Source organism: uncultured Psychrobacter sp. (assembly GCF_947500265.1).
Lineage (GTDB): Bacteria > Pseudomonadota > Gammaproteobacteria > Pseudomonadales > Moraxellaceae > Psychrobacter.
On sequence record NZ_CANMRN010000004.1, the window covers coordinates 80,902 to 101,658 of the forward strand.

Sequence of the window (20,757 nt, forward strand, 5' to 3'; positions counted from 1 at the left end):
TCTCTTTTGATTCTGTGTAATGATTTTTTGCTTATTTGCTCAGATAAATTACTGCTTATGCGGAGTCAAAACATGTCACATACATCATTGCCTACTTTCAAGCTATTTCAGTTAACAGCGCTCACATTATCGTTGGCCTTGGCGGGTTGTGGTGGTGGTGGCACAGATACGGTTGCGCCAGAACCTGATACAGGCGTGCAGCAACCGGGTACGGGTGGTAATAACGGTGGTGGCACTGAACAACCAGTAGGTTCTTTGAACATAAGTAGTAGTCAATTAGTCGATGTAGATGATAATCCAATAACTTCTATTGGGTTAGAAGGTGCCTACTATGAAGTAACAGTAACTGATAGTAATGGTCAACCTCTTGCTAACGCAAAAGTAGCTTTCTCAATTGATGCGCCAGGCGTTGACTTATCACAAACAACATCAGGATCTACTCTAACGAACAGTGATGGCGAAGCTCGTATATTTTTAAAGCCTAATGCTCCTGAAGTTTCTGGCGCATATGTCATCACTGCTAACGTAAGTAACAATGACAACACGGCGATTAATAATTTAACATTTGCCGTACAAGCGACAAATGTGAATCTCAGTGGTTTAACTGCAGTCGATTCTCAGCTTTCAGCAGGCGGTCAAACATCTATATCGTTAACAGCGACTGATACGGAAGGTGTTGCTATAAGTGGCATACTAGTGAACCTAAATGCTAGTTGTGGTCAGCTGCCTACTCAAGCGACCTCAGATGAGAATGGTGTAGTCACATTTGTCTATAAAGCGATAAAGACAGATAATACATTGTGTAGTGGTCCTGTCCGTGTAACAGCTAGTACAAGTAGCTCGGCCACTCAGACAGCTAATCTTACTGTTCAAGCGCCTGAAGCGAACTCTATCGTTTTTACCTCGGATTCTTTTAGACTGGGTGCAAAAAATAGTGGTTCGTCAGCAACAGGTATTGTGGAGTTTACTGTTTATTCGAATAACAAGCCACTCGCAAATCAAGCGGTCACATTGAATTTAAAAAAAGCACCTTTTGATTTAACGTTTGGTGTACTGAATAATAGAGAAGATATACGACTTACAACAGATGCAAGTGGCAAAGTTTCTGTACAAATATATCCTGGAACAACGCCAGGTCCAGTAGAAATCAAGGCAACTTTAGTTAGTGATTCTAATATTAATGCTTTGTCAAAAGGTATATTCATTGACAGCTCTCGTGTAACACAGGATGGTTTGAGTTTATCAACGGGTAAAAACGTACTAGACTGGGGTTTTGATGGTGATAGCACATCAGTGACAGCACGATTAGTAGATCGTAATGGTAACAAAGTACCTGATGATACAGTGGTAAGTTTTACAGCTGAAGGTGGTAAGATATTCCCATCAAGTTGTGAAACGGTTGATGGTGAATGTGAAGTGACATTTTCAACCCAAAATCCGCGCCCTGGTGATGGCCGTGCAACTATCTTAGCCGTTGCTGAAGGCGAAAAAGCATATATTGATAAGAATGAAAACAATGCTTGGGATGAAGGAATTGATACTTTAGTTCACAATATAGGTGATACCTTCCGCGACGACAATGAGAATGGCACCTTTGAAATTGGCGAATTTACTTATCCATTAACAACAAAAGCTACAGATGTTTGTGAAAATAATATCAAAGAGTTTATCCAGTTGAAGTTCCCATCTTCTATTGATGAAGTGAAAGAAGCATTCGAAAGAAACTTTATCAGTGATTTTGTATCTCCAAACAAGCCGATGACATGTAACTCTGGGCTTTCTACCGTTGTGCGTCATGAATCAATTCAACTATTATCAAATAGTGGTGATAGTCGATTTACATTAGTAGATAATTTAGGGATGGCATTAAGCTCACAAAATGTGAGTGCAGGCAACAGTATAGTAAGAGTTCGAATCAATAGCGGTGGTTTTTATGACCTAAATCCAATGCCTTCTGGCACTACTATTTCTGGTACAGTCGTAGACAAAACTAATGGGACTAACAGTGGTAGTTGTGAAATTGATTTAGTTGGAGGAGCAGATAAAGTCCCTGATCTAGTCGCTACAGGTGCACCTGGAGAAAATACAGGCACAATTAATACGTACGCTTTGAATCAGTGTGAAGCTGGTGACTACTTCAAAATATCTGTGACATCACCGCGTAATAATACAAGTACTCTAACCTATATAATTCAATAATTATCAATATCATGAACAAAAACCCTTGACCACATGTCAGGGGTTTTTGTTTTATGGAGTTAAATAACTAAAAACAACCAACTCGCTCAGCAAAGTATTGCAAAAAAGATTAAAATAACCGGTTTACTATGCTGTCAGCAATTTTTCAGCGATAAGTCATCATTTTTTATATTGGGCGAATTATGTCAGACAACACTAAAACGGTTTCATTATCGACCATAGCTTCTCAGAGCAAACAGATTCCTAGCGCTATTGATACAGCCACGTTGCTCATCAAATGCAAAGATCAGGCAGGTATCGTACAGGCAGTCTCTGAATTTATTCATCGTTATGGCGCTAATATCATTACGCTCGATCAGTATTCAACGGCACATGAAGGCGGGCAATATTTTATGCGCTTAGAGTTTGCTTTGGCAGGATTAAGCGATATTATCGAGAATTTTGAGGCTAGCTTTGCGCATACGGTTGCTAAGCGCCATGACATGGATTGGCGTCTACATAATAATGCAACGAAGACCAAAGTCGGTATTTTGGTATCTAAGTTTGATCATGCGTTGTTAGATTTATTATGGCGACATCAGCGTGGACTGCTCGATTGCGAGATTACTTGCGTGGTCAGTAACCATCCTGATTTGAAGCAAGCAGTACAAAATTTCGGCATTACTTTTCATCATGTGCCAGTGACCAAAGACAATAAGTTCGATGCAGAAGAGCAGATTCATAAGTTGATGGCAGGTAACGATTTGCTAGTATTGGCGCGCTACATGCAGATATTGTCATCAGATTTCGTCAAACGTTGGCCGATGCAGATTATCAATATTCATCATTCATTCTTGCCGGCGTTTGTGGGTGCAGATCCTTATCGCCAGGCTTATGATAAAGGCGTTAAGCTTATCGGCGCAACTGCGCATTATGTCACAGCTGAGCTTGATCAAGGGCCTATCATCGAGCAGGATGTACACCGTGTGACGCATCGCCAAGGGGTAACCGAGCTGCGTGCTATCGGCCGTGATATCGAACGCAACGTATTAGCACGTGCTGTAAACTGGCATGTGCAAAACCGTGTGATTGTGGCGGGTAATAAGACAGTGGTATTTAACTAAAAAAATGAGTAGTGAGTCGGCTAAAAATATAAAAAAGGCGGTCAGTAGCAACAGTTACTGACCGCCTTTTTTATGATGTGATATTTTATAGGAGCATTTCTAAGACGAACTTGCTACCAACAAAGCCAATGGCTAATAGAATAAAGGCATAAATAGTGATGTTGGCCGCACGTTTGCCTCGCCAGCCTGCACGCCAATTACCGAATAGTAGTACACCAAATAATAACCACGACAGCAAACTAAAAACAGTCTTATGCACGATATGTTGCGCCATCAAGTCTTGCACATAGATAAACCCAATTCCCAGTGCGATACTGAGCAATACAAAGCCAACCAAGAGCATATCGAATAATAAACTCTCCATACTTTGCAAGGAGGGTAGTTTATTGACCCAAAATCGGTGAATGGTATGATGCTTGAGCTCACGTATTTGTAGACGTAGAAATAGCGCTTGTACCGCCGCCATCAACAGCACACAATAGGCAGCCAATGATAATATGATATGGATTTCAAGCCCGATACTGACATCTGTTAGTGGTTGATAAGGGGCGCGGCCGATATAACCGACCGTCATACCTATTAGCGCAGTGGGTGCAGCCAAAATGCCAAGACTAAGAATAGGGCGGTATAAACAGAACAACAGGTAAAAGAATAAGAAAAATAAACTGGTTAGACTGATTATATTAAATAAGTTGAAATTTAAACCATACAGCGTCACAACGTATGGATATAGTAGTGCTGCATGTGCAGCCATGCCGACCAGCAGTAAGCCCAAATTGAGGCTTTTGTGGATAGGTTTGTCCTGAACCAACGCCCAACCAATGTGGATGCTGACTAAGATATAAGCCATGCTAGCAAGTAAGAATGCAAAGTGCACAGATAAAAAGCCTCATCTTATACTGAGCATAAACTGCCGCTCAATGTGTCGCTAAAGTGGTATTATCAGAATGATTAGAATAATCGTCCAATTTATCATAAAATGGGTGCCAATTGAGCACCATCTTGCTTATAACTTATAAATGATCGGCAGTGCTGCATAGCGCAAAACATAGAGTATGTCATCTATAAAAAGTTGACTACAATTATAAGCGCTGTGTCCTTTGCGAAACGACTATAAGTTTTGAGCCATGTTAATGCTATAGTATTGATAATATAATTCTTTTATCATGTCCCTTGTCATGCAATATCCTAATATCTTATAGCGTATCCTAATATTATTTACGAACCATTTTAATGGTTTGATTTAGAGTTATTTTAATTGCGTATTATTTAATTGAAAACCATTTTAATTGAGAGTTATTTATGTTTGATACCTTAACAGAACGCTTATCGTCGAGCCTACGTAACATCGTCGGTACCGGACAGTTGACCGAAGACAATATCAAAGACACGCTACGTGAAGTGCGTATGGCGTTGTTAGAAGCTGATGTAGCATTACCTGTCACTCGTGATTTTGTAAAACGCGTCAAAGAACAAGCGCTTGGTGCTGAAGTGCTAAAAGAGTTAGCGCCAGGTCAAGCCTTTGTCAAAATCGTACACGACGAGCTGACTGAAATGATGGGCAGCGCCAATCAGCAGTTAGAGATGACAGGTAAACCGCCTGTTGTCTATTTGCTAGCGGGTTTGCAAGGTGCGGGTAAAACGACTACAGCTGGTAAGTTGGCCAAATATCTACAAGAGCGTCAAAAGAAAAAAGTCATGCTAGTCTCTGCCGACGTTTATCGTCCAGCCGCTATCAAGCAGCTTGAGCAAGTAGCCGGTCAAGTGAATGCTAAGTTTGTGAACTCAAGCACAGATGAGAATCCAATTGATATCGCAAAGCGTGCGATTGAAGAAGCCAAAATCCAATATCAAGATATTTTGATTATTGATACCGCGGGTCGTCTACATATCGACGATACCATGATGGATGAGATTAAGGCGCTAACTGCTGCGGTTAACCCATCTGAGACGCTATTTGTCGTCGATGCAATGACTGGTCAAGATGCCGCCAATACCGCAAAAGCCTTTAATGATGCGTTGCCGTTGACGGGTGTTATCTTAACTAAGACTGATGGTGATGCTCGCGGCGGTGCGGCGCTTTCTGTACGCGCTATCACCGGTAAGCCAATCAAATTCTTGGGTCGCGGTGAAAAACTAGACGAGCTAGAGCTGTTCCACCCTGAGCGTATCGCGCAGCGTATCCTTGGTATGGGTGACGTACTGAGTTTGGTCGAAGAAGTTGAGCAAAAGATTGACCGTGATAAAGCCGAAAAAATGGCGAAAAAGATGCAAAAGGGCGGTGATTTTGACCTTGAGGATCTATTGACTCAGTTCCAGCAGATGAAGAGCATGGGCGGTATGGCAGGCTTTTTAGACAAAATGCCTGGTATGGGCGGCTCAGATATGCAAAAAGCCGTCGAAGACGCCAAGCCAGAAGAAAAAGTACGTGAGATGGAAGCATTGATCAATTCAATGACACCATTTGAGCGTAAAAACCCTGACAAGATTAATCCAAGTCGTAAGCGCCGTATCGCTGCAGGTTCAGGTCGTGAGATTCAAGATGTTAACCGCTTGCTCAAGCAACATAAGCAAATGGCAAAAATGATGAAAATGATTTCAAAGCCTGAAGGCATCAGTAAAATGATGAAGTCTATGCAAGGGCTCATGGGTGGCGGCGGTGGAGCAGGTGGCGGCGGTCCATTGTTTGGCGGTGGCGGTCAGCAAGGTGGGGCTAAAGACGTGAATCCAGAACAAATGGCCAAGCAGATGGGACTGGATCCAAACAACATGCCGAGCACCGAAGAGATGCAAAAGCAAATGCAAGAAATGCAAAACCAAGCACCAAAGAAGTTCAAAACCCGCTTTTAAATAACAATTAGTTATTTTTAAGACGTTTGATAAAAGCCCCGAAGCAAATGAAGCTTTGGGGCTTTTATCGTTAGCAGTTGCAGATAAACACTGATGGATAAAGTGTGAAAAATATAGAAATTAATAAAATTCGTGTACCCTAAATGCTATGATAGGCGCTGCTTCATTCTGTCAGTATTCTTATAGTGAATGAATGATAGATCGTTATTAAAAATTATTAAAATCTGACAAATCAATTTAGAACGCCAAAAGTAAAAGCCGAGGTTGTGATGTTTTTAGCAATGGATACCGTGTTCGACCAGTGTTCGATCGCGATTTTAGATTCGAGCGGACAGGTACTGTCGAGCCATACCGAAACAGGTAAGCGTCAGCAGACTCAACAGATTTTACCGATGATTGATGCTGCATTGTCTGAGGCGCAGTTACGTCTTGCTGATATACAGGCTTTAATATTCAACCGTGGGCCGGGTGCATTTAGTGGTATCCGTATCAATACGGCAGTGGTACAGGCTCTGTCTGTAGCGCATGACTTGCCTTGTGTTGGCGTCTCAAGCCTGCAAGCAATCGCACAATGCGCGTATCAGAAGTATGGGCTGACACACCTATACAGCGCCCTTGATGCTCGTATGCAGCAAGTTTACTTTGGACAGTATGAGTTGGTAACTGATGACAAATTAGGTCATAGCATTATGCAGCCAGTCTTGGCTAATGATAGCGATAGCACTGAGCAGCTATTGGATTATGATCGCCAAACCGCACTTAGCCTACCTATCGTGGGTAATGGCGCAACGCTGTTGGCACGACATGATCAGCAAGACTGCCATGAAGATGTTTGGCCAGATGCTGTTGTCATTGGGCAGCTTGGTATTGCTCAGTTTGCAAATGATGGTGGTACGGAAGCATCGCAGGCATTGCCAAAATATCTACGCAACCAAGCTTGGAAAACACTTAAAGAGCAAGGTAAAGCATAGCTTTATAAAATATGCTTTTTGCAGCGTCGCTTGCTGTCACTGGTTATGATAAATACTTTAACCATAACCAGTTTAACTCAATTGATAGCAGCCAGCTTTTTAGTGTTTAGCAAGCGTATACCAATATAAAATCAACGTTAATATAGGACAGCCAATCGGTCTGTTTTTAGGCCAGTTTTTTAGGCCAGTCTGTTTCTAGGAAAGTCACTGTGGATATAGTTTTATTCGTTCAAGCTGTCATCATGGGTATCGTTGAAGGTATCACTGAGTTTTTACCCATCTCTAGTACGGGATATTTGATTTTATCAGCAGATGTGATGGGTTTCTGGACTAAAGAAAAAGTTGATTTATTTGTCGTGGTGGTACAGCTTGGCGCTATTTTGGCAGTGATTTATGACTATTGGGGTAGATTGTGGCAAGCGTTGATGGGTTTGCTGACTGGCAAAGCAGAAGGAATGACCAATCCTAGACAGCTGGGACTGAGTCTGATTGTCTCTACTATCCCTGTGATGATTGTTGGTTTTACCTTTGCCGATGAAATCAAAGCTTATTTGTTTAATCCTATCGTCGTTGCCATTATGCTCATCATCGGTGGTCTGCTGATATTTTACGTGGAAAAGCGTCCTAAAACGGTCATTGCAGAAGAAGCGGAAGATGTCAGTATAAAAACTGCGTTGATGATTGGTCTGTTTCAATGTTTAGCTCTTATACCCGGGACGTCACGCTCAGGTGCCACTATTATCGGTGCGCTGTGGTTAGGTGTCTCCCGTAAGGCTTCTGCTGAGTTTTCTTTCTTTTTGGGTATTCCTGTCATTGTAGGGGCAGCACTGTTGGATCTACTCAAACATGGTGACGTACTGACCAACAGTGAAGACTGGCTGGTGCTAGGTCTCGGAACCATCGTATCATTTGTAGTAGCGCTACTTTGTATCCGCTTACTTGTGGCATGGGTAAGTCGCCGCGACTTTACTATTTTTGCTTGGTTGCGCATTATCACGGGTGTTATCGTGTTGGTCGCCGCTTGGGGCTTTGGTTATCAAATGGCTGGCTAGATTTAGACGGTAGTTTATAATGCCAATGATTTAACACGCCAGTAATTTATAGTGAAAATAAGCAGCAAATAGGATGATGGTTATGACCGATGTGCCCCAAACGTATGACGAGACAGGTGCTGTTGTACATTGTCAGTTATTCTACGTCAATGACAGCCAGCAAGCACAGGTTGAGAGCCTACAGTCATTGATAGCTGAGCATCCATTACCAATTATCTTAGATATAGAGGTCGCTACAGAGAAATTAACTCAAAAGCGCCGTCAGCAACTGAGCCAAGCATCTACTCAGCCCATTCTATTATTAGATGATAAAGATAAGTTATCATGGCTAAGTGATGGGCTCAGTGTGGCACCTGAGTGGGACAAGTTGCAGCGCCGTGTAGTGAGTGCTGGCCGTAAGTCTGAGTTGCTATTACAAGCCGCCAAAATCACATCAGATAGTCAAGTTATTGATGCAACCGCTGGCTTTGGGCATGATAGTTTGATATTGGCCAGTACTGGTGCCCAAGTCACTATGCTTGAGCAGCAGCCGTTGATGGCATTGCTGTTACTTGTAGAGCAGCAGCGTATGAGTGCGCTACCCAATTGGCAAAAGCTCATGAGCCGTCTACAGATTATTAACACTGATGCACTCAGTTATTTTGCGAATCTAGAAGCAAGCAATGTAATAGATAATGCTACCACAATCGATGTCGTCTATTTGGATCCGATGTTCCCAGAGGATAGCTATCAGGATAGCAAAACAGGCAAAGGGGCAAAAGTCGGTAAGCATATGCAAGCACTGCATCAACTGGCTCGTCCACCAACGTTAGATGAAGAGCGTCAACTACTAAGTAGTGCACAGACCGTTGTCAAACAAAGTACGCAAGGTCAAGGTCGCGTGGTCGTAAAGCGTCCACAGTATGCACCGCTGCTTGCTGGTGAGCCAGCTAGTGAAAGCTGGCATAATGAAGCCGTACGCTTTGATGGGTATTTTGTCTGACAGCTGCTGTTTGCGATAACGAATGTACGAGTATAAATGTACGCAAGTTATCAGCTTATATGTTCAAAGTTAATGGATTTAGGAGCAAGGAATGTCAGCGCTAATCATTTGGGTTATGGGTGCAATTCTATTATTGATTAATATCATGCTGCGTACTCGCATTCTTCGGCTTGAGGCACGGTGAAAAGAGCTGAGCAATCCACAAGAGCAGCTGGCATTTTTACGTCAGCAAGCTAAATAGAAAGACAAAGTCCTAGCGCTGAAAGCATTACGCAAGCAATATCCTGAGCTATCACTGACCGAAGCAAATAAATTATGGCAACAAATTCAGTAGCCAGACCATTAAACTTAGTAGTTAGTCTATTAAAACTCAGTAACTAGCCCCTTCAAAAATTAATTTAGTTGTTCTGAGCGAAATATATAAGCGCACATAAAAAAGTATCCAATTAATGATAATAAAAAGCCATGACATTTAAAGACAAGCTACAAGCCTACATCCAGCTAACCCGTTTTGATAAGCCAGTCGGCATTGAGCTGCTCTTATGGCCAACGCTTTGGGGCGTACTACTCGCTGCAATGGGTCAAGCGCAGCAGCAAGGAATAACGGCAGCGTTGCCAAGTATCAAGGTGTTCGCGATATTTGCCCTTGGTGCAATATTTATGCGAGCGGCTGGTTGTGCGATTAACGACTTTGCCGATCGAAAAGTAGATGGTCATGTGACTCGTACTAAAGGACGACCGTTAGCAGATGGACGCTTATCTGGTAAAGAAGCTGTTTTTGCATTTTTGGTACTGGTGCTGTTAAGCGCCAGTCTGCTATTCTTCTTGCCTATAGCCGTATTCTATTGGTCGCTTGGTGCTGTTGTATTGGCGTTTATTTATCCATTTATGAAACGCTATACGCACCTGCCGCAAGTATTTTTAGCAGCTGCTTTTGGATGGGCGATACCGATGTCCTATGTGGCGGTGCAAGGTGCTCCCGATGTTTGGTGTTGGCTGCTATTTTTAGCCTATATGTGTTGGACCGTAGCCTATGATACCCAGTACGCCATGGCTGATCGTGAAGATGATTTAAAGATTGGTGTGAAATCAACGGCGATACTATTCGGTCGTTATGATGTGATTATCATCTCAATATTACAGATGCTCTTTTTGCTAATGATGGGCGTGGTTATGTGGCATTACTTTGCTCCGACCACATTAGGCGTAACCCCAGTATTTGGATTGGCACTAGTTGCGATGATGTTTGCCAAACAAAACAGTGCTTGTGCCAGTCGCAACCCTTTGGCTTGCTTTCAGGCGTTCTTGGCCAATATCTGGGTAGGGCGCTATGTCTTTGCGCTCATCGCAATCACTTGCATATGGACGACGCTAAATGGATAAGTTCGATCAATTGTCGAGATTCAAATCAAAGAAATCGTCTGATACAAATGGCTCAGGCGTAGACTATCAAGCTAAACTTGCCAAACATGGTCTGACTCGTGAGCAAGTTATCGCAACTGAGCGTAAACTGGCAAAATTTGCCAATACCATGGATTCGCTAGTACGAGTGCCTTTTACCAACCAAGGAATGGGTGCGGATGCGGCGCTTTCGACCATTCCACTAGCAGGAGATTTGGCAGGATTGGCATTGACCAGTTATGCATTTATATTAGGGCGTCAGTTAGGTGTGCCCGCTCATAAAATGACGCCAGCGGTTAGATTGGCACTTATTGATATGGTCGTTGGTATCGTACCTGGCATTGGTACGCTATTAGATATTTTCATTCGCCCTAGCCGTAAGACACTGGGTATCGTGCATGAGCATCTACATCATGAGTATGGTATTACCGAAACCATGCATATGGATCGACCGTTTTTGCACCAGTCACTAGAAGACAAGCAGCAGCAAAGCCGCTTTGGGTTTTTTTGGCGCAATCCAATCGTTGCTTGGTTATATTTGCATATCCCTGATTTTCTTGGACTGCTAGTCATTGTGTTTGTCGGTTGGGGGCTGTGGACAGTGATAAGTTGGTTGGTTGGGATGTTTGGGCAATCGACTGGGTTTGGTTAAATGCAATCACTCATCACTCATTAGAAAGCTTAGTAGAGACAAGTCAGCGGAGAGTAATACATAGAAACGAAAAAAGCGGCAACGATAATAACGTTTGCCGCCTTTTTTATGGTTTTAAATAGAGTGTTGAGACAGAAAGCGAATTAGGTTTTATTCAGTGATGACTTCTGCTTCAGCACTGACGGCATCAAAGCTAGTAACTTTATTGTTTCGGATAAGGTCGATCGTGCCACCACCAGCGTGGCTTACGAGTTGGATACTGCCGTCAGCTGATTGATAGGTAGGATTATTGCCTTGGCCTTCGGGTGCACTTAATGTCATTTTTGGTTGATTGGGACGAGTAATGATCGCGTTCAGCATACCAGCTGCCGACGTCTCAAAGACTACGGACAAATTCTCACCTGCTGCACTCTTATAACGGACATCAGTGATTTGTGCGCCTTTGATAGCTTGTTCTGGATTAGGTTTTTCAGCGCTAGCATTTGCCGTAGACGTAGTATCACTAAGGTCTTTATCTAACTCTGTTAAGCTCATATCACGTTCTGAATCAGTCTGTGCTACATTTTTAGCGTCATCTACATTGCTATCTTCCGCTTCATCAACATTGATATTAGTCGTTACTGGCGTGGTTTGCGTTGAGGTCTCAGCTGTAGTTGTATCAGTTGCTTCAGGTTCTGGATCTTTTTGACAAGCAGTCAGTAGCAACAGACTGAAGAAAATAGCAGGAGCGGTACGATAAAGCAGTTTAGATTTTCGTAAGTTTAGTGTTTTTGAGAGAGAAGTATTCATAATCAGCTTTATCCGTTAATGGTGCTCTACGTATATATGGTAATTTGCAAGGGTCAACCTGCTATTTATTGACAGTATATTATTACGTATTTACCGTAATCACCAGCTTACGCTGTCCGCCATATTCTGGCAGGTTTCTATGCTCACATAAATAAACCCTTTGCCACGTACCCAGTCCTAACTCACCATTGACAAGCGGTATAGTCAAGCTTACTCCAAGAATCATGCTTTTAAGATGCGCGGGCAAGTCGTCTGAGCCTTCTAAAGTATGGCGATACTCTGGCTGATTTTCTGGTGCGATTTTATTGAGCCATTCCTCTGTATCTAGTCTGACATCTGGATCAGCATTTTCATTGATCGCAAGACTGGCTGACGTATGCAGCAAAAACAGATGAACCAACCCTACCTTGGCCGAGTGAGGTAACAGCTGAGAAATAGCTTCTTCAATCCTCGGAGTGATGATATGAATGCCGCGTGCATAGGCGGGTAGAGTAAGGGTTGTTTGGTGATAGCTCATGGGGTATATCTCATTATTAGAGTCGACATCAAATTAAGATATCATAAGACAGAATAAACCGTAGAGAGCGTTGTTGTTATTTACACAAGAGCCATTTATTCTTAAACAAGCGGCGTCTGTAAACGTGTACGATTGGGTGATAGGCGTGCGAGCATTGCCTCTGACAGTGGTGTAAATGACCCTAGCATCATATCTGCTAATGCTTCAGCACAAATAGGTGCCAATGCATAACCCTTTGCGCCCATCGCACTCATTGTCCATATCCGCTGACTGTTTGCCAATTGTCCAACGATAGAATGGTAATCAGGCGTTTGGGTGCGAATGCCAGCTCGTCCCTGCCATAGGCTCGTATCTGCCGGAATGACAGATGCCATCTCAGGAATAGCATTGATGAGCTTGTCTCGGCTAATCTGATGCTCTTCCTCACGGATACCCGTGTCCGTATCATTACGTATAAAACTCGCCCCTAGTAGAAACTGAGGACTGCACTCTGTAACATCGTTTAATTGTCCGTCATATACTTGGGCAGTGAATGGCGTACAGTAACCACTATATTTGAGTGGTATTTTAGGTAAGCTTGCGAGTTGTTCGGCTGTCGGCGTAAACCATGAAAGCTGCCCACGAATTTTTCGACAGTCAAAAATACGCTGATCCAATTGATGGCTCTCATATGCCGCACAAACCACCACATTATCAGCAGTTATGGATACTACTTCTTGATTTTGATCATACCCTTCAACACAAACATGACTTTCTGTCTCGCTAATATCATTTACGGCTAACTGCTGAAAATGAATGAGCGGATGGGTCAGTATGATGTCTTTTAATGCTTGTGGGTTGACCAGACCAGACTGAGGTAAGTATAAATTATCTGATAAGTTCTGCTCTTTTAGACCACTAGTAATCTGTGCTTGCTCGTGCGATAGGGTGGTCGCCATCTCATCAGGATAGTCGGCAATTTGTTCTGTACCGATATTGGCTTTTATGAGTAAATCAAGGGCGCCAGTCAGTTCAAGTACCGGTGCTGTATGAAGCTGTACGGCTGTTTGATTAAGGTATCGATATAGCCTGCTGCTATGGAGATAGCCTATGGTATGCAGATGCTCGTCAACATGGTGAAGTGGCGTCATTTTGGGCGCAAGTAACGCTCTAGGATTGCCTGATGCACCTGCTAAGGGCGCTGATTTATCTAATAAGGTGACGGTAATACTACGATTGGCAAGCGACCAAGCTGTGAGCAACCCTGAGACACCTGCACCAATGACGACAGTGTGATCGAATGTGCTATAAGTCGTTTGCTGCTTCGCCTCGTGGCTTTTATTATCACAACTTTTATTATCGCTAGTAATGTCACTACTGTCCGTATCAATCATGATGGCCGTTAGCATTTCTCGCTTTCGACCAAAACCTCTGACTTTTTTAATTTGAAAGCCATGCTCTCTTAGTCCACGCTTGACGATACCTGCACAGCTATAAGTAGCGGCAGTCGTATGAGGGCGTGATAGGCGCTGCATTTGTGCAAAGATACTGTCAGCCCACAACGTACTGTTGCAAGAGGGCGCAAAACCATCTAAAAACCAAGCATCAATACAAGGCGTATACTGGTTAGAATGGTCTAATACCAGTTTGCTTAGACTTTCTGCTGCATCACCAAACCACATATCGACGGTTAAGTTATCATAAGAAAAACTTAAACGATGACAGCCTGAAATCAGGGGCGGATATGCAGCCAAAAGTGGCTTAATAAATGCCATTAGCTCAGGCGCACGCTCACCCCATAACGCAAGTATCTGCGTCAGATCTGCTAGCGGTATAGGGAACTTTTCAGTAGTGATAAAGTGCAGACGAGCCGTTGCTAATTGCGGGTTGGTTTCACGCAGTTGGCGCCACAATTGCCACGTTGCTAGTAGATTAAGCCCAGTTCCAAAGCCTAGCTCAGCAATCGTAAAGCATTGCTTTGGTGCAAGGTGTGCTAAACGTTCTGATAACTGATTGTGCTCTAGAAACACGTGACGCGTCTCTGCCAAACCATCCGCATGAGAAAAATACACATCTCCAAACTCACCTGATACTGGCACCATATAGCCAGTATCATCCGTTTGCCAGTCAATCTTGGCAGGCGTGATAACGTTTAAGTGTTCAGGGTTTTGATGATTAGCGGTAGACATGAGGCACTTCTTAGAAATATCAGAAACGGTAGCTAAACGATGAGTAGTGACGGATCAATGATATCGACATTTGGTTAGACGCAGCGAAGTAGAGTAATGCAAGTCAGTGCGAGCACAGCATATGCTACCAGCGCTCACGACGGACAAATACCAACCAAGAGACAAAAATACCGACTAATAGACTGATCAAAACGGTAAACGCACCATATAGAAACAACTGTCCTTTACTTTCGTAAACCAAGACATTTACTTGAGTCTGTAAATCGTTTACTTGGCGCTGCAGTTGTGCATTACGGCTGAGCAATTCTTGATTGGCAGCTGACAATGCTTTAGTAGATGGTTGCAACTGTGCCGCCAAGGTATCATTAATATCTAGCGCTGAGTTTTTCGTTGGCAAAGCACGCGCCGCTACTGGCCCAGTCAATGGCATCATTGCTGTCGGATCGGTTGCCTCGACAGCAGGTGTTACGAGCGCAGCAGGTGCAGCCTGCGCCGAAACAGCTGTCGCTAACATGAGACCAGTCAGGGCACTTTTGTAGAAGCAGGTAGGTGAAAAAGAGACTCTCTGGATCACGATGCAGCTACTTGATTGTTACTGTCAGTTGGTGCTGGCAATGCTTGCACAAATGGTTTGATATCGACATGACTATACACGCCATCACGTAAGTAAGGCTCATCGTTTGCCCAAGCCTGAGCCGCTTCGATAGAATCAAAATCCGCAATGATTAAGCTGCCTGACATATCGCTCTTGCCATGCTCGATAGGCGTTGGACCTGCGATAACAAGACGGCCTTGCTGATGCAGTGCTTTTAGGCGTTCAATATGTTCAGTACGAGTAATCAGACGTTGTGCACTGCTATTAGCCACGTCATGACCAATGATGGCAAATAAAGACATGAGACTTCCTTAGTGAATAATAAAAAAGTAATGATGAGCTTATGTGGGCTTAGTATAAACGTCATAGCGACAAAGTGATTGCTGCTATGACAAGGCAACAGAAACTATTTAGTGGCTTTGTCTGTTAGGGCAGGGTTGAGATGCTTTTTCAACACGGCAAATTGAGCCACAACAAACACCAGCATAATTGGAATCCAGCCATAGGTCTTAAAGTTGATCCATGCTTCATCTGACATTGTGAACGCTGTGATATAATGTAGTACAGCCATTAGGGCAAAAAACAATGCCCAAGCAACGGTCAGCTTTTTCCAGCCGCTAAGCGTCAGGGTGAATACCTCTTTCATAGCAAGCTGCATCAATGGCTTATTAATAGCGGCACTGACGAATAGCGTCAATGCAAAAATACCATTGATAATGGGCGACTTCCAACGCAGATAAATATCATCACGCAGCAGTAATGTGCCGCCGCAGAATAAAATCGTTAATAATAAGACAACCCATTGCTGCTTATCAAACTTACCTTTTTGACGAATAAAATGAATGGCGTAAACGATAATAGTGGCGACGAGCAAAGCCCCTGCCGCTGCTAAAATACCGTTATAACGCGCCGCGATAAAAAAGGCAATTAAGGGAATAAAGTCTAATAATGCTTTCATAGCAAAGGGTATGTCCAACAAAAACGTATGGGGTAGTTTACACGTCTACCGCACCAAAAAAAAGCAATCAACACGATAATCATGCGATATACGCAACCTACAGAGTAATACTTTCTTATTGCGGCTGATGACCATGTCACTGGCCAAATATAAACACAAATACAGCACCGATAACTGCTAAATCTACAGAATCATCAAGACAAACTACAACGCACATAATCGTAACAATGACTGTCTGCTCACTAGCTTTTATTCTACTCTTATTTTATTTAACACTTTAAGGCTCAGCTTATGAAAATCGACTTACATTGCCATAGTACTTGTTCAGATGGTACCTACGCACCGACCGAGGTCATACAGCGTGCCCATGCAGCGGGCATCAACGTATTGGCATTGACTGACCATGACACGCTGGCAGGGATTGACGAGGCAAGGGTCGCTGCCAGTGCCTGCGATATGCAGATTATTAATGGCGTTGAAATCAGCTGTGAACATACATTAAGCGGTGGTTACGGAAAGAATAAATCCACTAATAAAATTATTCATGTACTTGGACTGGACTTTACTGATCGCGAAAAAATGCACGCAACGTTGCAGCAACTGCAAGACAGTCGAGCCACTCGTGGTCAACGTATCGCTGAAAAATTGAGTGAGCTATTAGATATTAATTATGATGAGCTATGGCAAGCAGTGCTCGATAAAGCAGGCGGTAACCCTCAAGCAGTCGGGCGCGCCCATATTGGACAGGTATTGTTTGAGCGCGGTGAAGTCAAAACCGTTCAAAAAGCCTTTGATAAGTACCTAGCAGATAATAAGCCTGCCTATGTAGCAATCGAGGCGTTGACGATGCAGCATGGTATCGAGCTGATTCACGCTTGCGGCGGCAAAGCGGTGCTCGCACATCCTACGCGATATCAACTATCAGCGACACGCGTGCGTAAACTGATCGAAGAGTTTGCGCAGCTTGGCGGCGATGCTTGTGAACTACCAGCCACTAGTGAGCCAATTAGTACCCGCAGAATGGTCGACCGTAGCATTGCTGAGCATGGTCTTGCGGCTTCTATTGGTAGTGATTTTCACGGTAGTAACATGCCTTGGCGACGTTTGGGCGATGTCCCTATTTTGAATGATGATCAGCAAGGGGTTTGGGAGTCTTTTGCAACGCTTGCTTAGTGAGTGAGATTTACCTTGTTACAGTTACTTCTAATAAGGTTACCTCCAATAGTGATAGGGCTTGATTTATCATGATGAATAAGGCTAAAGATGGGTAAGTAAACAAAATTGCATTCATAGAGAAATTATTGGGAAATAAATGCGTAAAATAGATTGATAATAGGGCCAGAACTTGTAACACTTGATATGGAAGTTTCAGAGCGAATAATATGCTTTGGCTTTGATTTTAGCGCTTATATATTCAACGCACTTACACCTTTAATGCATTTATACTCTCTGCGGTAGCCCTTCTATGGCTGTATCGATATCCCATCTAGGTTACAACAAGATCTCTCAAATGATTTTTGAGTGGCAGGCTGCTGACCGAACATCGCTGATGGCCTTATTTATCGTGTTAGAAGTGTCATTGCATTGGTTCTGGTGCTTGTATGTCTGGTGGCAGCAAGATGCGTTAAACACCTATGTGAACATACATTATTTATATCCATTATGGCTTGGGATTAGCTTCGTCGGACTGTTCTTTTTATGCATGGTCAAAGGCTTATTTCACTCAAGCAACGACAACGAAATTGTTTTAAGCAGATGGCAGATAGCTTTGGTCTTGGTTTACACCGCCTACATTTCTACTGTTATTGTGATGATAGGGTACAGCAGTTTGTTTGCAGGCGTGTCGCTCGTCGGCGGCGCTATGCTTGGCATGATGCTGATTAAGCGCCGCTATGCTTGGCGTATGTTTTGGCTGCATATTATCTTGATGTTATTAGCGATCATGTCACCTTACTTTGGTATCAGTTTGCCCAATTTACGCCAGTTTACCGTTATTCATCCCATGCTTGAGAGTCATAACTATCTAACTTACAACGAGATTATGGCTGCTGAAAATGCGGTTGCTGCGTTAGCTTTTGAAAACAACGTCTTAAATTGGGATAGTATCAACGAGCTACAGCGCTCATCCGCATTTTTTTGGCGGTCGACGCATTTATATTTAGCGCTGCCAAAAGCGATTTTTATCGTTTATATGTTTCGTGCTTTGCTATTGGTATTAGATGATAGTCGGTTTGAGACCTTACGACATGCCAATCAGGACGAGCTTACCCAGCTTAAAAATCGTCGCTACGGTCTGAAAAAGATGAAGTATGCCTTGGCTACTGTGCGAGAATATCAAGACTTAAGCGTCATGCTGTTAGATTTGGACTGGTTCAAACAGATTAACGATAATTATGGTCACGACGTAGGTGATCAGGTTCTGATTGAAATATCGCAGACGCTATCGCAGTCGTTAACAGATGAGTCAATCATCAGTCGTTACGGCGGCGAAGAGTTTTTGGTTGTCCTACCAGACACGAAGCATGATAGCGCTATGATGATTGCCGAGCAATTACGGCTAAATATTGCTGAACATGTCATGAAGATTGAAGGTCTGGCTGATTTTAATGTGACAGCAAGCTTTGGGCTATATACCTTAACTCATGAAGAGCGAGATTGTATCGCGCAAGGCTATAAAACGATCACACAGCAAAAGACTGTCGCTCGAACGTCACCTCTTATCAAGCCAATTGCTACTCAGCGCGCGGAAAGCCAAATAGCCTCAATGCAAAAGCTGCCTAGTGATATCTGCCAACGTCTGATTAGTACAGCGGATAAGGCCTTATATGAAGCCAAGCACCGTGGTCGCAATCAAGTTGTCAGTGCAAATGAGATGTGGGCTGAAAAAGAAGGCGGTAAGCAATTGCTTTACAAAAGTCGTTAGCCATTAATTATTAGCGATCAGCCATGCCGCTAAGATTGTGTAAGTATTATCGGTATGGCTGATATTCTATTGATTAGTCCAATTTAGATGCCAGTTTCATTAATCCCTCCAATCAAGAAGCTAATTGCTGTACCAAGCTTGCGAGCACACTTGTGGCAAAGCTACCCGTCGTCAAAGTAAAGTTTAATACCAGCGTCTGATCGTCCGACCATTCCCAGCTTAACGCCTCAATCGGTAGACGTAGCGCTCGTCTTTGCGCCTTAATATCGCGCTGCTCTAATCCAGTTGCCAGTTGCATGAGCAGGGGGCTGTGTTGTACTACCTCGGTCTCTAAATCTGCAGCGCTACCGATGACTTTATCGTTACCCGTGCCCCATAGCACGGCAGTTGGATGAATATCACCGCTATCAATACGAGCATGCAACGTATCATCTAGTGTTTCACTAGTAAATATCGATCCTGAACCATCCAAATTAAACACTTCACCTGTTAGGCCAGTGTTCCAGCTGCCATTACGTACCCGTGCTGCCAATATCTCATTAAATATCAAGCTACGTGCAGCAGACAATTCCATCGTATTTTGCTCGCGCGGGGCACGCTTACGTTTGCTCTTTTTTGGTTGCGGGCGAGGCTCTCGCGGTGGACGAGCAAACAGTGATAAAGCTTCTCTGACGTTATTACCCTGACGACCAAAACGCTGTGGACCAAAATAATTGGGTACGCCATTTTCACCAATGCGCGTTAAGTGCTGCTCGACGGCCTCTTTTGCAGATAGTGGTTGCTCGGGTGATGCGTTACTTCCGTCATCAACATTTTCGTCACCAGCGCTCGCAAACTGGATATCACGTAAAGTAATAACAAACTGATTGGCACGGTGCGTACCGCGATTGAGTTTTTTATTGTGCCAATGCTGCGCAAGGATAGTGACAGACTCATTTTCGCCAATATCCACTGGTGCAAACTCAGTAGGCGGTAATTGTTTTTTTGGTATTCGTAGACTAAACCATTGGGTCGTCAACGCATGACGATCTTTCAATCCTGAGTAGCCGACGTCACGCAATGGAATGTCTGCCCACTCTGACAGTATTTTCGCCAGATAAGCAGTATTCATGCCTGATTTTTCGATATGCAACCATAAATGCTCACCTTCACCAGTGAAGTCTAATGGCAATAGCTCATTAACGATAAAATCAGTCGTATTGGCTTTATAAGTCGCCTGCTGTATCGGCTGCAAACTTGGCTGAGGCAAATTTGCAGTATCTGTAATAGCAGCAATATCCATCTGAGCTAGGTCAATTTGCTCACTGGCTGTTCGTTCATTAGCGTTTTGAGCAACAGTTGTTCGATCAATAGTAGCAGCTTGGCTATCTAAACTATCTTGAGAAGTAGTTATTTCGTTTTGGTTGTCTTGAAAAGTCATAAGGTCGTCTTTTATTTTGTTTATTAATAATGATTAGAAGTAAAAAGAGTGCGGAAAGCAAAGTTGCATCATTACGTTTTGCAACGCAGCAAACATACAAAAAAACATCGTGTACGCGGCGCTCTTGCTACTATCAATGCATAGCATATTAAAAATAATAGGATAAGTTGAATTTGT

Annotated in this window: 18 protein-coding genes; 10 read left to right on the top strand and 8 right to left on the bottom strand. The window is 43.3% G+C overall.

Going from position 1 to position 20,757, the window contains the following annotated elements; translation table 11 throughout:
- The first annotated feature begins 72 nt into the window (after positions 1-72).
- Together Q0788_RS07405 and purU are read left to right on the top strand one after the other, a co-directional pair.
- The gene (locus Q0788_RS07405; protein ID WP_298809188.1) at positions 73-2,199 is read left to right on the top strand and encodes an Ig-like domain-containing protein; all 2,127 of its coding nucleotides are present in this window, start codon (positions 73-75) and stop codon (positions 2,197-2,199) included.
- A gap of 182 nt (positions 2,200-2,381) precedes the next feature.
- Positions 2,382-3,302: a formyltetrahydrofolate deformylase gene (gene purU, locus Q0788_RS07410; RefSeq protein ID WP_082624635.1), complete on the top strand. Its 921-nt coding sequence runs from the start codon at positions 2,382-2,384 to the stop codon at positions 3,300-3,302.
- Positions 3,303-3,387: 85 nt separating this feature from the next.
- On the opposite strand, the gene Q0788_RS07415 is transcribed toward purU, so the two are convergent.
- Positions 3,388-4,179 carry an inner membrane protein YpjD gene (locus Q0788_RS07415; RefSeq protein ID WP_298809191.1) on the bottom strand — a complete coding sequence of 264 codons (792 nt, stop codon included), beginning with the start codon at positions 4,177-4,179 and terminating at the stop codon, positions 3,388-3,390.
- A gap of 425 nt (positions 4,180-4,604) precedes the next feature.
- On the opposite strand from Q0788_RS07415, the gene ffh reads away from it, so the two are divergent.
- The 6 genes from ffh to Q0788_RS07445 all read left to right on the top strand — a co-directional run bounded on the left by ffh (position 4,605) and on the right by Q0788_RS07445 (position 11,210).
- A complete protein-coding gene (gene ffh / locus Q0788_RS07420) occupies positions 4,605-6,152 on the top strand; it encodes a signal recognition particle protein (protein WP_298809192.1) in 1,548 nt (515 codons plus the stop codon).
- A gap of 269 nt (positions 6,153-6,421) precedes the next feature.
- The gene (gene tsaB / locus Q0788_RS07425; RefSeq protein WP_298809589.1) at positions 6,422-7,123 is read left to right on the top strand and encodes a tRNA (adenosine(37)-N6)-threonylcarbamoyltransferase complex dimerization subunit type 1 TsaB; all 702 of its coding nucleotides are present in this window, start codon (positions 6,422-6,424) and stop codon (positions 7,121-7,123) included.
- A gap of 209 nt (positions 7,124-7,332) precedes the next feature.
- Positions 7,333-8,175: an undecaprenyl-diphosphate phosphatase gene (locus tag Q0788_RS07430; protein WP_298809193.1), complete on the top strand. Its 843-nt coding sequence runs from the start codon at positions 7,333-7,335 to the stop codon at positions 8,173-8,175.
- Positions 8,176-8,257: 82 nt separating this feature from the next.
- Positions 8,258-9,157, top strand: a complete 900-nt coding sequence (locus tag Q0788_RS07435) for a class I SAM-dependent methyltransferase (RefSeq protein ID WP_298809195.1) — start codon at positions 8,258-8,260, stop codon at positions 9,155-9,157.
- Between the two features lie 465 nt (positions 9,158-9,622).
- Entirely contained in the window at positions 9,623-10,540 is a 918-nt protein-coding gene (ubiA, locus tag Q0788_RS07440; RefSeq protein ID WP_298809197.1) for a 4-hydroxybenzoate octaprenyltransferase, read from the top strand.
- Entirely contained in the window at positions 10,533-11,210 is a 678-nt protein-coding gene (locus Q0788_RS07445) for a DUF4112 domain-containing protein (RefSeq protein WP_298809199.1), read from the top strand. The genes ubiA and Q0788_RS07445 overlap by 8 nt, the downstream gene beginning before the upstream one ends.
- Positions 11,211-11,360: 150 nt before the next feature.
- Here the strand turns inward: Q0788_RS07445 and Q0788_RS07450 are convergent, their stop codons facing one another.
- From Q0788_RS07450 to ispZ, 6 genes are all read right to left on the bottom strand, one after another.
- On the bottom strand, positions 11,361-11,999 hold the full coding sequence (locus Q0788_RS07450) for a hypothetical protein (protein ID WP_298809200.1): 639 nt from the start codon (positions 11,997-11,999) through the stop codon (positions 11,361-11,363).
- An 82-nt stretch (positions 12,000-12,081) separates the two neighbouring features.
- The gene (locus Q0788_RS07455; RefSeq protein ID WP_298809201.1) at positions 12,082-12,516 is read right to left on the bottom strand and encodes a secondary thiamine-phosphate synthase enzyme YjbQ; all 435 of its coding nucleotides are present in this window, start codon (positions 12,514-12,516) and stop codon (positions 12,082-12,084) included.
- A gap of 101 nt (positions 12,517-12,617) precedes the next feature.
- The gene (gene mnmD, locus Q0788_RS07460) at positions 12,618-14,684 is read right to left on the bottom strand and encodes a tRNA (5-methylaminomethyl-2-thiouridine)(34)-methyltransferase MnmD (RefSeq protein WP_298809203.1); all 2,067 of its coding nucleotides are present in this window, start codon (positions 14,682-14,684) and stop codon (positions 12,618-12,620) included.
- Between the two features lie 124 nt (positions 14,685-14,808).
- Complete coding sequence (locus Q0788_RS07465) at positions 14,809-15,198, bottom strand: hypothetical protein (protein WP_298809205.1); 390 nt, start codon at positions 15,196-15,198, stop codon at positions 14,809-14,811.
- Between the two features lie 56 nt (positions 15,199-15,254).
- Positions 15,255-15,581 (bottom strand): YciI family protein, encoded by a 327-nt coding sequence (locus tag Q0788_RS07470; protein WP_102092803.1) that lies wholly within the window; start codon positions 15,579-15,581, stop codon positions 15,255-15,257.
- Positions 15,582-15,685: 104 nt separating this feature from the next.
- Complete coding sequence (gene ispZ / locus Q0788_RS07475; protein WP_101205812.1) at positions 15,686-16,237, bottom strand: septation protein IspZ; 552 nt, start codon at positions 16,235-16,237, stop codon at positions 15,686-15,688.
- Between the two features lie 291 nt (positions 16,238-16,528).
- Here ispZ and Q0788_RS07480 point away from each other — a divergent pair, with 291 nt between their 5' ends.
- Both Q0788_RS07480 and Q0788_RS07485 read left to right on the top strand, forming a co-directional pair.
- A complete protein-coding gene (locus Q0788_RS07480; protein ID WP_298809210.1) occupies positions 16,529-17,410 on the top strand; it encodes a PHP domain-containing protein in 882 nt (293 codons plus the stop codon).
- A 292-nt stretch (positions 17,411-17,702) separates the two neighbouring features.
- Complete coding sequence (locus tag Q0788_RS07485; protein WP_298809213.1) at positions 17,703-19,160, top strand: diguanylate cyclase; 1,458 nt, start codon at positions 17,703-17,705, stop codon at positions 19,158-19,160.
- Positions 19,161-19,272: 112 nt separating this feature from the next.
- On the opposite strand, the gene truD is transcribed toward Q0788_RS07485, so the two are convergent.
- Positions 19,273-20,442, bottom strand: coding sequence for a tRNA pseudouridine(13) synthase TruD (gene truD / locus Q0788_RS07490; RefSeq protein WP_298809590.1), 1,170 nt, complete (start codon positions 20,440-20,442; stop codon positions 19,273-19,275).
- Positions 20,443-20,757: the final 315 nt, after the last annotated feature.